Annotated in this window: 15 protein-coding genes; 13 read left to right on the top strand and 2 right to left on the bottom strand. The window is 33.9% G+C overall.

Features of this window, described 5'->3' with window-relative positions:
* Positions 1-109 precede the first annotated feature (109 nt).
* Complete coding sequence (locus ACKX2A_RS19200; protein WP_415326545.1) at positions 110-1858, top strand: beta strand repeat-containing protein; 1749 nt, start codon at positions 110-112, stop codon at positions 1856-1858.
* Between the two features lie 82 nt (positions 1859-1940).
* Here the strand turns inward: ACKX2A_RS19200 and ACKX2A_RS19195 are convergent, their stop codons facing one another.
* Both ACKX2A_RS19195 and ACKX2A_RS19190 read right to left on the bottom strand, forming a co-directional pair.
* The gene (locus tag ACKX2A_RS19195; RefSeq protein WP_415326543.1) at positions 1941-2318 is read right to left on the bottom strand and encodes a c-type cytochrome; all 378 of its coding nucleotides are present in this window, start codon (positions 2316-2318) and stop codon (positions 1941-1943) included.
* Positions 2318-2536, bottom strand: a complete 219-nt coding sequence (locus ACKX2A_RS19190; protein WP_415326542.1) for a hypothetical protein — start codon at positions 2534-2536, stop codon at positions 2318-2320. Before ACKX2A_RS19190 ends, ACKX2A_RS19195 begins: the two co-directional genes overlap by 1 nt.
* Before the next feature lie 134 nt (positions 2537-2670).
* On the opposite strand from ACKX2A_RS19190, the gene ACKX2A_RS19185 reads away from it, so the two are divergent.
* From ACKX2A_RS19185 to lipB, 12 genes are all read left to right on the top strand, one after another.
* Positions 2671-3306 (top strand): hypothetical protein, encoded by a 636-nt coding sequence (locus tag ACKX2A_RS19185; RefSeq protein ID WP_415326541.1) that lies wholly within the window; start codon positions 2671-2673, stop codon positions 3304-3306.
* A 247-nt stretch (positions 3307-3553) separates the two neighbouring features.
* A complete protein-coding gene (locus ACKX2A_RS19180; protein WP_415326539.1) occupies positions 3554-4981 on the top strand; it encodes an anthranilate synthase component I family protein in 1428 nt (475 codons plus the stop codon).
* Between the two features lie 12 nt (positions 4982-4993).
* Positions 4994-5596, top strand: a complete 603-nt coding sequence (locus ACKX2A_RS19175; protein ID WP_415326537.1) for an anthranilate synthase component II — start codon at positions 4994-4996, stop codon at positions 5594-5596.
* Positions 5597-5634: 38 nt separating this feature from the next.
* Complete coding sequence (gene trpD / locus ACKX2A_RS19170) at positions 5635-6621, top strand: anthranilate phosphoribosyltransferase (RefSeq protein ID WP_415326535.1); 987 nt, start codon at positions 5635-5637, stop codon at positions 6619-6621.
* A 6-nt stretch (positions 6622-6627) separates the two neighbouring features.
* A complete protein-coding gene (gene trpC, locus ACKX2A_RS19165; protein ID WP_415326534.1) occupies positions 6628-7401 on the top strand; it encodes an indole-3-glycerol phosphate synthase TrpC in 774 nt (257 codons plus the stop codon).
* A gap of 55 nt (positions 7402-7456) precedes the next feature.
* Positions 7457-8122 (top strand): phosphoribosylanthranilate isomerase, encoded by a 666-nt coding sequence (locus ACKX2A_RS19160; RefSeq protein WP_415326532.1) that lies wholly within the window; start codon positions 7457-7459, stop codon positions 8120-8122.
* 51 nt (positions 8123-8173) lie between these two features.
* The gene (tnpA, locus tag ACKX2A_RS19155) at positions 8174-8626 is read left to right on the top strand and encodes an IS200/IS605 family transposase (protein WP_415326530.1); all 453 of its coding nucleotides are present in this window, start codon (positions 8174-8176) and stop codon (positions 8624-8626) included.
* 160 nt (positions 8627-8786) lie between these two features.
* Entirely contained in the window at positions 8787-9314 is a 528-nt protein-coding gene (locus ACKX2A_RS19150; protein ID WP_415326528.1) for a hypothetical protein, read from the top strand.
* Positions 9292-10476 (top strand): tryptophan synthase subunit beta, encoded by a 1185-nt coding sequence (trpB, locus tag ACKX2A_RS19145; RefSeq protein WP_415326527.1) that lies wholly within the window; start codon positions 9292-9294, stop codon positions 10474-10476. Before ACKX2A_RS19150 ends, trpB begins: the two co-directional genes overlap by 23 nt.
* Positions 10477-10505: 29 nt before the next feature.
* Positions 10506-11360, top strand: a complete 855-nt coding sequence (locus tag ACKX2A_RS19140) for a GIY-YIG nuclease family protein (RefSeq protein WP_415326526.1) — start codon at positions 10506-10508, stop codon at positions 11358-11360.
* Positions 11361-11363: 3 nt separating this feature from the next.
* Positions 11364-12098, top strand: coding sequence for a tryptophan synthase subunit alpha (gene trpA, locus ACKX2A_RS19135; RefSeq protein WP_415326525.1), 735 nt, complete (start codon positions 11364-11366; stop codon positions 12096-12098).
* Between the two features lie 32 nt (positions 12099-12130).
* The gene (gene lipB, locus ACKX2A_RS19130; protein WP_415326524.1) at positions 12131-12859 is read left to right on the top strand and encodes a lipoyl(octanoyl) transferase LipB; all 729 of its coding nucleotides are present in this window, start codon (positions 12131-12133) and stop codon (positions 12857-12859) included.
* The last annotated feature ends 240 nt before the right edge of the window (positions 12860-13099 follow it).

Here is a 13099-nt window from a genome sequence, read left to right as displayed (position 1 = left end):
TAAAACTAGCAGTTACTTAAATTTTTTAAGAAATTATTGATAAAAACATCACATAATTGGGATTTTATTACTAATTTTAGAATAATAACTTAACTTTAAAGGATTATATATGAAATTTATTTTCGGGACTCTTCTCATAGGGTCGGCAAGTTTTATGTACGGGCAAGTTGGGATAAATACATCTTCCCCCACCACTTCATTAGATGTTGTTGCTAAAAATGCAACAGGAACTTCTACAAATGTTGACGGTTTACTTGCACCACGAGTAGACCGTGCACGAGCACAAAGCATGACAGGTGTTCCTCTGGGAACAATGATTTACATTAATGATGTAAGCACTGGAACTGCAACTGGACAAACTGCTAATGTCTCTACCACAGGTTACTACTATTTTGAAGGTGGTGTTTGGGTGAGATTGGCAACTCCAATTTCCGTAGCTTCTACAGCTTGGAACACAACAGGGAACGCTGGAACAACACCTGGAACAAACTATGTAGGAACATCAGACAACCAAAACCTTATTTTCAAAAGAAATAATGTTCAGGCAGGTATGTTGACGACCAGCAATACAGCTTTCGGGGTATCTTCGATTCCTACAGCGGCAACAGGAGCAGACAATTTAGCTTTGGGAGCTGGTACCTTGCCAGTTTTAACGACCGGAGCAAGTAATGCTGCTTTAGGAACCAGTTCTTTGAATACCCTTACCACGGGATCAAGAAATATCGGGATTGGTTTAAATACCGGACGTGGGATCACCACAGGTACTTCCAACATTGCATTAGGGGTAAATTCCTTATCGAGCACTACTGCTGCTGCAATTCAAAGAAATATCGCAATCGGAGAAAGTGCATTGGCTGCCAATAATGGAGGAAGTTCCAACGTTGCCATCGGGGTTGGTTCAGCTTCGGGACTTACGAGTGGCGCAAGCAATACTCTAATCGGTGATGCGGCAGGAGGCACAACCCTGACTACTGGTTCCACAAATACAGTAATAGGAAGTACAGCAGGATCTGCATTGACGACAGGTTCCAACAACGTTATTCTGGGAGCTGCTGCAGGGTCGAATATTACCACTGGAGGAACAAACATCGCAATTGGTAACAACTCTCAAATTCCGACTGCTACAGCAAGTAACCAGATGAATATCGGAAACGCCATCTTCGGAACAGGGATGACCGGAACATTGGCCGCTCCTGCAGGAAATATCGGTATCGGAACAAGCACACCAGCAAGAAGACTGGAAGTAAATGCTGCTGCTGCACCCATCAGAGTAAGTAATTTACAGGCTATTGCAACAGCTTCTCCAAACACAACCGTTCCTTTGATTTTAGATACAGCAACGGGAGATATTTATCAGGGAAGACCTTCAGAAATGTTAATTTTCAACACCAATACAATTCCTAATGCAACTCCGGTTGTTGTGAATGTTACTGCGACTGCGACTGCGACAGGTAACTCTACACAGTCTATTTACAATACAACTTTCACATTGGTGAGACCTGCTATTGTAACGATTTTTAATTCCACTTCTACCTCTTTCGGGCTTGTTGGTGGAGGTGTGATTAGTGATGGTACTCCAAGATTGTCTTATACTTGGGTAAGAATTTCGGATTCTACAGGAGCGACGATTATTCAGGATAGTATGGGACTGGCTTCAGTATCGCACAATAATACCCTGTCAACTACTCAGAACCTTGTAGGTAATTACCGTAGCGCGTCTGCGCCGATGCTTCAATTGCCGGCAGGTACTTACAGACTGGACATCTTTTCTTTAGTAGGATGTAGTAGCGGCCAGAACGTAAGTGTAAGCTACGGTACAGGAAATGATAACTTGTACGTAAAAGCAGACTACTTTTAAATACGATTCTAAAAACACACCACTCTATACAAAAAAGAGACTGCTTCAAAAACAGTCTCTTTTATATTTAATAAAGATGAAATTATTTTTTCTTTTGATTTAAAATATATTCCACCATTTTTTTAGCATCTTCTTTTGATACTTGAGGATGAGCAGACATTGGAACGCCTCCCCAAACTCCACTACCGCCTTCAATAATCTTGGACGCCAGCAATTCAATATCTTTATCTGAATATTTTTCTGCGATTTCCTGATAAGAAGGTCCTATCATTCTCTCATTTACCGAATGACAACCAGAGCAATCCAAAGTTTCAATGATTTGATCTCCTGAAAGATTGGCATTTGCTTTATCCGAAACAACTGTAGTTTCAGAAGATGAAGCGTCGACCGGAGTATTTTCTTTTTTAGAACAAGAAAGAGCAAACAAACTTACACATCCTGCCAAAAACAGTTTCTTCATTATTTTTTCGCTGCTGCAGAATCAGTTTTAGGAGCTTCTGTTGCCGGAGCAGGAGTTGCAGCAGGTGTATCCGCTTTTTTCGCTGTAGAATCTACCACTGTTGGAGCATCTGGTTCCGGCAACATTGTGTTGCTGTCTTGTAAATCATGATTTGGCTTTTTTGAACAGCTTACAGCCAATAAACCTCCGATAAATGCAATTGCTAATACTTTTTTCATTGTTTTCTAATTTGGAAACAAAAATATAAAAAATAAACTTCTAAACTCATGACAAATACCCATTTCGACCATATTTTCATTAAAAATCCAGAATTTATAATCATTATGTTTAAAGATTATATTAAATTTAAAGTATGATTTTCATTTCAAAAATTCTATTTTTTACCAGCCATCACGGATTTTATACGGCAATTATTGTCGTTTTAATCTTTGGTATATTATCTTCATTAACAAAAAAATGGTGGTTTTTGATTCCCATTCTTCCTTTAATTATCTTAAATGGAATTGGCGGACAATTTTTAAATGCATGGTTTTTAAACAAATATGGCGTTGAAAGTACAGCCATCATTACTTCCGACGTTGAAACAAACTCTACATTAAACGAACAGTATATTCATGATTATGAAGCAATTGTAAAGAAACAGGATGGCAAATATATTTCCACATTCTTTTCGACAATGACGGCTGCCATTTATCCTATTGAAAATGCAATTCGAATTCCGCAGGTAGATAAGCCATTTCCTATAAAATTTATTTCCGGATATGAAAAAAATATCGTTATCCTTTATAATAAGTCTGATGAAGGGAAAAATTTGCTTAAATATCAGAAATTAGCTCCCATCAACGCAGCACAGATTAAATACAACGCAGATCCTACGAATCAGGAATTTATAAGAGAATACAAATCGGCTCTACAAGACTATTTGAAAGAATATGATGATCCGGATTATGAAATGAAAATCAAGCAATTGGAATCGCAGACAGAATAAGATTTCCAATTTTAAGTTTTTTTATTTTCAATTTTTTTATTTTTTGTATTGAAAAAATATCTAAATTTGTCACATGTTTAATAATAGCAACAATATTTGGTGGTGGCTTTCAAACTCTTCGTCGGGTCTGAAGTTATTATCATGCCGTTAATCTACAAGCAAGCATATAATAAAACAATATAATAAGAGACTTTGACGTATACGTTGAAGTCTTTTTCGTTTAAATCAGGTTAAAAATAAGCTACAAATGTTCAATAAAACCATAAAAATAAGAACTGTATCCAAAAAAACATTGGGAGATTTACAAACTCCAATGAATATTTATCTGCAGATTCGCGATAAATTCAGGGATACCATCCTTCTGGAAAGTTCGGATTCTAAAAATATCGACAACAATTTCTCTTTCATCGCCATCAACGCCGTTGCCGGAATTGAAATTAAAAATTTAAATGAATTTGAAATAAAACTTCCCAATCAAGAACCTATCAAACAGTTCATTATCGAACACAAAATCGCAGATGTTTTCGACCATTTTTCTAACATTTTTAAATGCGAAAAAACCGATGATCCCGTAGAAGAAACAGCACAAAGTCTTTTTGGTTACACAAGTTTTGAGGCGGTTCAGTTCTTCGAAAACATTACATTTAAAGCTCAAAGTCCTGAGGTTGAAATCCCGATTCTTCGTTACAGATTGTACCAATATGTCATTGCAATCAATCATTACAACGACGAAATGCACATTATCGAAAACCAAATCGAAGGGGTAAAATCTGAATTGTATTTGTTGGAAAGTTTAATTAAAAATCAAAACACCGTCATTTATCCATTCGAAAAAGAAGGAAAGGAAACATCAAATATTACAGATGAAGAATATATTGAACTGGTGAAAACGGCTCAAAAACATTGTATGAGAGGTGATGTTTTTCAATTGGTTTTAAGCCGTAGATTCGAACAGAAATTCAAAGGTGATGAATTCAATGTTTATCGTGCTTTGAGGAATATTAATCCCTCTCCTTACCTATTTTTCTTTGATTACGGAAATTACAAATTATTTGGCTCAAGCCCTGAAAGTCAATTAATTATCAAAAACAATAAAGCAATTATTCATCCAATCGCAGGAACTTTTAAAAGAACAGGAGATTTTGAAACTGATTTACAGTCGATTGAAGAATTGAAAAACGATGCAAAAGAAAACGCAGAACACACCATGCTCGTCGATTTGGCAAGAAATGATCTTGGAAAATTGGGCAAAAATGTAACGGTGACCAAATTAAAAGAAATCCAGCTTTTCTCACACGTCATTCATATGGTAAGTGAAGTTACTGCCGATCTTCCGGAAAATACAAATCCCTTCGAAATGGTTGCCACCACCTTTCCTCAGGGAACTTTGAGCGGTGCTCCCAAACATAAAGCTCTTCAATTAATCAATAAATACGAAAAAGATTCCCGCGGATATTATGGTGGATGTATTGGAATGATTGGTTTAAACGGAACTTGTAATCAAGCCATTATGATCCGAACTTTTTTAAGCAAAAGCAATACTTTATATTATCAAGCAGGAGCTGGGTTGGTCGCAAAATCAAATCCAGAAAGTGAATTACAAGAAGTGAATAATAAATTGAACGCCTTGAAAAAAGCAGTTGAGAAGGCAGGGAAATTAGTTGAAAATTATTAAAAAGTAAAAGAAATGAACAACAATATAGAAAAAACAAATTCAGAAACTAAGGTTTTAGTTTTTGACAACTATGACAGCTTTACATACAATCTCGTTCAAATCATCGAAAGAGTTTTGAATACAAAAGTTGATGTGGTGAGAAACGATGAAATCACTTTGGAAGAAATTGGAAAATACGATAAAATTATTCTTTCTCCAGGCCCTGGAATTCCTGAAGAAGCGGGAATTTTATTAGACTTGATTAAAGAATATGCTTCTACAAAAAGTATTTTGGGAGTCTGTCTTGGTCAACAAGCGATTGCGGAAGCTTTTGGCGGAAGTTTGATTAATCTTTCTGAGATTTTTCACGGCGTCGCAACATCTGCAGATTTGGTTAAAAATGATACAAAACTTTTCAAAAATCTTTCAAGTGGTTTGGAAGTGGGAAGATATCACAGTTGGGCTGTTAATCCCGAAGGTTTTCCTGAAGAATTGGAAATCACAGCAATTGATAAAGACGGAATGATCATGGCTTTACAACATAAAAAATATGACGTACATGGTGTACAGTTTCATCCTGAAAGTATTTTAACTCCTGATGGAGAAATTATCATTAAAAATTTTCTTTTAAATTGAGAACAATAGAAAATCCCTCAACTATAAAAACTCCACAAATGAAAGAAATCTTACAATATTTGTTTAATCATCATACTTTGTCTAAATCTGAGGCAAAGGCAATTATGATTGAAATTGCGCAGAATAAATTCAATGCGACAGAAGTTACGGCTTTTATGACTGTCTTTCTTATGCGTAATATTACTTTGAAAGAACTTGAGGGTTTCCGTGAAGCCCTTTTGCAAATGGCGGTTCCCGTAACTTTGGATTCCAGCGATGCGATCGATATTGTTGGAACGGGTGGTGACGGGAAGAATACAATCAATATTTCGACATTGGCAAGTTTTGTGGTTGCCGGAGCAGGACAAAAAGTAACCAAGCATGGAAATTACGGAGCGTCAACAATTACTGGTGCTTCAAATGTAATGGAAGAACTTGGCTATCAGTTCAAAAACAATTCAAAAGATTTGCAAGAAGATCTTGAAAAAGCGAATATTTGTTTCCTACATGCACCTTACTTTCACCCTGCTTTGCAGTCGGTTGGTTTATTGCGAAAATCTTTAGGATTGAGAACTTTTTTTAATCTTCTTGGACCTTTGGTAAATCCTGCAAAACCTCAGTTTTCGATGATTGGAGTTTACGATTTGGAGATTGCGAGAATCTATCAATATCTGCTTCAAAAAGATCAAAAAGAATTTATTTTAATTCATGGAATGGATGGTTATGACGAAATAAGTTTGACTCATGACAGTAAAATTATTACTAAAAACGGAGAAGAAATTTACTCAACGGAAGATTTAGGTTTTGATTCCGTGAGTCCAGAAAGTATAAAAGCTGGCGAAACAACACAGGAAACGGCTAAGATTTTCAGAAATATTCTTCAGGGAAAAGGAACGGAGCAGCAAAATTCTGTGGTTTTAGCCAATGCTTCGGTCGCTCTTTATCATACTCAAAAATTTGGAAGTTATGATGATTGTCTACTTTTAGCACAGGAAAGTTTGTTTGATGGAAAGGCTTTGAGAAGTTTGGAGTTGCTTTTAGAATAAGAAATTATGAATATTTTAGACAAAATCATACAACGGAAAAAAGAAGAAATTTCTCATTCAAAATCAAAAATTTCTGTCAATCAATTAAAAGATTCAGAATTTTTTAAAAGGAGAAAAATTTCGTTAAAACAAAGCATACAAGAAAAATCCGGAATTATTGCTGAGTTTAAAAGGCAATCTCCATCAAAAGGAATTATTAATGATAAAGTTTACCCTTTAGAAGTCGTTTCGGCTTATGAAAAATTTGGAGCAAGTGGAATTTCAATTTTAACAGATAAAGATTTTTTCGGAGGAAGTTTTGAAGATATTTTAAGTGTAAGAAATCATATCAACATTCCCCTTTTGCGAAAAGATTTCATGATTGATGAATATCAATTTTATGAAGCAAAAAGTATGGGAGCAGATGTTGTTTTGTTGATTGCAGCTTGTCTTTCAACAGATCAGGTGAAGGAATTCACAGAGCTTTCTCATGAATTAGAATTGGAAGTTTTATTAGAAATTCATACCGAGGAAGAACTTAAGCGTTTTAATCCAGAAATTGATCTAGTCGGCATCAATAATAGAAATTTAAAAGATTTCAAGGTTGATTTGCAACATTCTGTTAATTTAAAAAATCAACTTCCTAAAGATGTTTTATCCGTGGCGGAAAGCGGAATTTACAATATTAAAGATTTTAACTATTTAAAGGAAAAAAGATTCAACGGATTCTTGATGGGAGAATATTTCATGAAAAATAATAACCCTTCCAAAGCTTTTCAAGAATTTATCTTAAATATTTAAATATCAACAAAATACAAATGTAACGATGATGCAAAATTCGGCAACTAATCATCAAATGAAATTGAAAGTCTGTGGATTGACAAAGCTTAACCAAATTCAAGAACTAATTTTTTTGAATGTAGATTTCCTTGGTTTTATTTTCTATGAAAAATCGCCAAGATATGTTTTAAATCATTTGAGTTTGGAAGATATTTCAACGATCAATCATCAAGGAAAAGTTGGCGTTTTTGTGAATGAAAGTTTAGAAAAAATTCTTGAAATAAGTGAAAAAGCAAATCTGAATTTTATTCAGTTACATGGCGATGAAGATGAAAATTTTGTTTCAGAGTTAAAGAAAAAATTGAAACCTGAAATTGGAATAATAAAGGTAATTAGGATTGGAAGCTGGGCGATGGAAGCTGTAAGTAAGATACAAAAAACCATCAACAAACAACTAAAAACTAGTAATTACATACTATTTGATACGGATTCCAAAGCGTTTGGCGGAACAGGAAAAAAATTTGAATGGAATATTTTAAATGAAATTGAAATCCCTCTTCCTTATTTTTTAAGCGGTGGAATTTCAGAGGAAAATACAAATGACATTAATATTTTAAATCAAAAACCTTTTGCGTTGGATATTAATTCAAAATTTGAAATCGATGCAGGTGTGAAAGATATAAATAGAATTAAAAAATTTAAAGAATTTTATACAACTGTGAGTCCCGAAGGGACGACTTAAGATAGGGTTGGATGCAAATCCAATCGAAAAATAAAGAAAGAACACAACAAGATGCCACAATCATTAGTCAAAAACTATGTTCATATTATTTTCAGTACAAAACATAGGGAAGATTTCATCGATGAAAAAATAGAAAAAGAATTGTTCTCATATATTGCAGTTATATGCAAAGATTTTGAAAGCAAGGTTTTACAAATTGGAGGAACAGATAACCATATTCACATCCTTTGTTTGTTATCCAGAAAAATAGCGTTAATGAAACTTGTTCAAGAAATCAAAGCACATTCATCAAAATGGATTAAAACAAAAGGTACAAAATATGAAGATTTCTTTTGGCAAAGTGGTTACGGAGCTTTTTCAGTGAGTGAAAAAAGTCTATACGCTACAATTAATTATATTAAAAGTCAAAGACAACATCATCTAATAAATAATTATGAAGATGAATTAATTGGAATTTTGAAAAAACATAGAATTGAATATGATGAAAAATATTTATGGGATTAAAATGTATTTTATTTTAAGATTGGATTTGCATCCAACCCTATCTTAAGTCGTCCTTTCAGGACTCCCCTTACACAAATTATTGATAAAAATTAAACCTTAAAAAAACAACACAGTGAAAAAGTATTATTCGAAAAAGCTCAAACTTTTAAAAATCAAGCGTATGAATTTGCAGTCGATCCACAAGTCTGTACATCAGGCTTTTTTTCCGGTAAAGTTTGAGAACCAGAAAGTTAAAAATTTACACGATTTCATTTCTCATAATGATCAGGATACGGAACATTGGCAGCTGGACGATTTATTAGGAGATTTCATTAATATCATTAAAAATTTTAACTGGGATGATATTCAATATTTCTTTAAAAATATAAAACTTTGGAATAGCTATCACCTTGTTATTATTGCAGATAAATTACTGGATAACAATGTAAAAGCCAGTGTAAAATTTGATATAGGATTTGTTTATTGTAGAATTTTTTGTTTGTACGAAAGACTCGATTCTTATTATTTAATAGACAATTTAGAAATTGCTGTGAATATGTATAATTCTAAATTAGATTTAAACATAATTATTGATTTAACGACAAAAATTCACCTTTTATATCAAAACAAACAAATTACAAAACAACAATTGGATTATAATCTTTCATTTATAAATAAATTACAAAATGAATTACAAAAACCCCGATGATAATGGATATTATGGAGATTTCGGAGGCGCTTTCATTCCCGAAATGCTTTATCCGAATGTAGAGGAATTACAGAAAAACTACCTTGAAATTATGGAATCTGAAGATTTTCAACGAGAATATCAGGATTTATTAAAAAATTACGTTGGTCGTTCAACACCTTTATATTATGCTGAAAATTTAAGTGAAAAATATCAGACGCAGATTTACTTAAAAAGAGAAGATCTAAATCACACCGGAGCGCACAAAATCAATAATGCTTTGGGACAGGTTTTATTGGCAAAACGTCTCGGAAAAAGCAGAATTATTGCTGAAACCGGAGCTGGTCAACATGGTGTTGCAACCGCTAATGCGTGCGCTTTACTCGGAATGAAATGCATTGTTTACATGGGCGAAATCGATATCCAGAGACAAGCTCTGAATGTGGCAAGAATGAAAATGCTGGGAGCAGAAGTTATTCCTGCAACTTCAGGTTCAAAAACCTTGAAAGACGCTGTAAATGAAGCATTAAGAGATTGGATCAATAATCCTATTACGACTCATTATGTTATTGGAAGTGTGGTCGGTCCGCATCCTTTTCCGGATTTGGTGGCGAGATTTCAGAGCATTATTTCAAAAGAAATCAAGGAACAGCTTTTGGAACAAACCGGCAAAGAAAATCCCGATTATGTCATTGCCTGTGTCGGCGGCGGAAGCAATGCAGCAGGTGCTTTTTATCATTTTGTAAACGAAGAAAATGTAAAACTTATTGCTGCCGAAGCCGGAGGTTTTGGAGTTGATTCCGGAATGTCTGCTGCGACTACTTTTCTGGGAACTTTGGGCGTTTTGCACGGTAGTAAAAGTCTTGTAATGCAAACAAAAGATGGTCAAGTTATAGAACCCCACTCTATTTCTGCAGGCTTGGATTATCCAGGAATTGGTCCCTTTCATGCGAATTTATTCAAAGAAAAAAGAGCAGAATTTTTCAGTATAAATGATGATGAAGCCTTAAAAGCCGCTTTCGAATTAACAAAATTAGAAGGCATTATTCCTGCTTTGGAAAGTGCACATGCTTTGGCTGTCTTGGAAAAAAAAGGTTTTGATGGTAGAGATACCGTTGTCATTTGCTTAAGCGGTCGCGGTGACAAGGACATGGAGACGTATTTGAAGAATTTAAATGCGTAATTTTGATTCAAAATTATTGACTTATAACTATGAATATATTCGGAAAAACAATCAAGATATTTCTTATTGATGGTGAACCCAATGGAAGATTAACTTGTGAACTTTCAAACTGGACAGGAAAAGCATTTAAAATACCTAGAAATAAAATAAAAATTTCAGCTAATCGACCAGAATTGGAAAATACGGGTGTTTATATTTTGTTTGGAAAATCTTCTGATGATAAAGACTTAGCTTATATAGGAGAAGGAGAAGAAATTTATAAAAGAATTGTTCAACAAGTATCTGGTAAAGATTTTTGGAATGATGCAATAGTTTTTGTGAGTAAAGATGAAAATTTAAATAAAGCTCATATTAAATATTTAGAAAATAGATTATATGAAATTGCAAAAAAAGTCAATCGTTATAATTTAAACAATTCAAATATTCCAACTAAATCAAGTATTTCAGAATCAGATCAAGCTGAAATGGAAGAATTTATTGAAAATATAAAGCTACTAACCAATACTTTAGGCTATAAAATTTTTGAAGAATTAATTCATGAAAATCAAACAATTGAAGAACAAATAAGTAATACATTCTATATACGTGCAGCAAGAGGTGCAGATGCTCAAGGACAAGTTACTAATGAAGGATTCGTAGTTTTAAAAAATTCAGAAATTTCTGACTCAGTGACAAGTTCGTTAAATCAGTCAATAATTAATTTTAGGCAAAGACTCATTAATGAAGGAAAAATAATAAGTAATAATAATAAACTAATTTTCACCGAAGATTATTTATTTAGTAGTCCTTCAACCGCAGCTGCAATAGTTATGGGAAGAAGTGCAAACGGACTAACAGAATGGAAATTATCTGATGGTAGAATTTTAAAATCTGTCGAAATTTAAAAAATGAAAAAACTCAACATATACTTCACAGCAGGAATTCCCAAATTGGAAGACACCGCTGAAATCATACAACTTATCCAAAATTCCGGAGCAGATATGATCGAAATCGGAATGCCATATTCCGATCCTATTGCAGATGGACCTGTCATTCAGCAGGCACATGAATTGGCTTTGAAAAACGGAATGACAATTGAGAAATTATTTTCTCAGTTAAAATCAATTAAAAGCGAAATCAAAATCCCGATTATTTTAATGGGATACATCAATCCTGTTTTAAGTTTTGGATTTGAAAATTTCTGCAAAGAATGTTCTGAAAGTGGAGTTTCGGGATTAATTTTACCAGATCTTCCTCCTATCGAATTCGAAAAAAACTATCAGAAAGTTTTAGAAAAATACAATCTGAATTTTACGTTTTTAGTTACTCCGGAAACCTCAAATGAAAGAATTTTATATTTAGATTCTTTAAGTTCAGGATTTTTATACGCTGTAAGTTCCTCATCAACAACAGGAAGCGAAAATGCCGTTTTAAAAAATGAAGAATATCTTTCAAGATTAGCATCTCTTCCATTAAAAAATCCTGTGATGATAGGTTTTGGAATTAAATCAAAAGAAGATTTTGAAAACGTGACTGAAAAAGCAGATGGCGGAATTATCGGAACTGCCTTTGTGAATATTTTACTACAAAATAGAGATTGGAAGAAAAATGCAATAGATTTTGTCCATTCCATAAAAGCATAAAAAACACTAAATTTGTGTATTCAAAAATTGGTATGAACACACATCAGAATAAAGTAGTAGAATTCGAAGATTTAGGCATAAAAGATTATCAACCCTCTTGGGATTATCAGGAACAACTGATGAAAGATATCATTGATACCAAAATAAAAAATCGCGACTTACCTGCCGAAGAACATATAACAACACCAAATCATTTTCTATTAGTTGAGCACCCTCATGTATATACTTTAGGAAAAAGCGGACATGAAGAAAATATGTTAGCCGGAATCGATAAATTAAAGGAAATAGACGCTACTTTCGTAAAAGTGAATCGTGGCGGAGATATCACCTATCACGGTTACGGACAAATTGTTGGCTACCCTATTCTGGATCTTGAAAATTTCTTCACCGATATTCATAAATATATGCGAAATCTTGAAGAAGTAATCATCAGAACCATCGCAGATTATGGTTTGAAAGGAGAACGCTCTCCAGGAGAAACCGGAGTCTGGCTGGATGTCGGAAAACCTTACGCAAGAAAAATCTGCGCAATGGGTGTGAAAGCCTCTCGTTGGGTTACGTTACACGGTTTTGCATTAAATGTAAATACAGATATGCGCTATTTTGAATACATTGTTCCGTGTGGAATTAAAGATAAGCAAGTTACTTCGATGAAAAGAGAGCTTGAAAGAGATTTGACGCCAGAGGAAATGGAAGATATTAAAGCAAAGATCAGAAAACATTTTGTGGATGTTTTTGAAGCGGAATTGGTGAATAAATAATCTACAAATCAAGATTTTTTTTATTTTTTGAAGCTATTTCCCGCTTTCCACTATATCTTTTTTATTACGGCTTCCGCTTCGCTACAGCCGCAACAAAAAAGGATGCCGTTTCAATCGGGGCTAAGGTTTTAGGTATAACTTTCAACACTTGAAAATACAATTACAGTTTGTCATTCCGATTTCTATGACAACCTTTGAAAATATTTATTTAAAGGAAAATAATACAACCATTGCAAAATT

This window comes from Chryseobacterium sp. MMS23-Vi53 (genome assembly GCF_047651245.1).
Lineage (GTDB): Bacteria > Bacteroidota > Bacteroidia > Flavobacteriales > Weeksellaceae > Chryseobacterium.
Note: the sequence above shows the minus strand (reverse complement) of the source record. Positions and strands in the feature narration are given on the sequence as shown.

Bases quoted from the DNA above. Each gene is read 5' to 3' on its own strand.
- ACKX2A_RS19185 (WP_415326541.1), top strand. From the start codon at position 2,671: ATGATTTTCATTTCAAAAATTCTATTTTTTACCAGCCATCACGGATTT.
- ACKX2A_RS19140 (WP_415326526.1), top strand. From the start codon at position 10,506: ATGAATATATTCGGAAAAACAATCAAGATATTTCTTATTGATGGTGAA.
- ACKX2A_RS19150 (WP_415326528.1), top strand. From the start codon at position 8,787: ATGAATTTGCAGTCGATCCACAAGTCTGTACATCAGGCTTTTTTTCCG.
- trpC (WP_415326534.1), top strand. From the start codon at position 6,628: ATGAATATTTTAGACAAAATCATACAACGGAAAAAAGAAGAAATTTCT.
- ACKX2A_RS19160 (WP_415326532.1), top strand. From the start codon at position 7,457: ATGAAATTGAAAGTCTGTGGATTGACAAAGCTTAACCAAATTCAAGAA.
- trpD (WP_415326535.1), top strand. From the start codon at position 5,635: ATGAAAGAAATCTTACAATATTTGTTTAATCATCATACTTTGTCTAAA.
- trpA (WP_415326525.1), top strand. From the start codon at position 11,364: ATGAAAAAACTCAACATATACTTCACAGCAGGAATTCCCAAATTGGAA.
- lipB (WP_415326524.1), top strand. From the start codon at position 12,131: ATGAACACACATCAGAATAAAGTAGTAGAATTCGAAGATTTAGGCATA.
- ACKX2A_RS19190 (WP_415326542.1), bottom strand. From the start codon at position 2,536: ATGAAAAAAGTATTAGCAATTGCATTTATCGGAGGTTTATTGGCTGTA.
- trpB (WP_415326527.1), top strand. From the start codon at position 9,292: ATGAATTACAAAAACCCCGATGATAATGGATATTATGGAGATTTCGGA.
- tnpA (WP_415326530.1), top strand. From the start codon at position 8,174: ATGCCACAATCATTAGTCAAAAACTATGTTCATATTATTTTCAGTACA.
- ACKX2A_RS19195 (WP_415326543.1), bottom strand. From the start codon at position 2,318: ATGAAGAAACTGTTTTTGGCAGGATGTGTAAGTTTGTTTGCTCTTTCT.
- ACKX2A_RS19175 (WP_415326537.1), top strand. From the start codon at position 4,994: ATGAACAACAATATAGAAAAAACAAATTCAGAAACTAAGGTTTTAGTT.
- ACKX2A_RS19180 (WP_415326539.1), top strand. From the start codon at position 3,554: ATGTTCAATAAAACCATAAAAATAAGAACTGTATCCAAAAAAACATTG.
- ACKX2A_RS19200 (WP_415326545.1), top strand. From the start codon at position 110: ATGAAATTTATTTTCGGGACTCTTCTCATAGGGTCGGCAAGTTTTATG.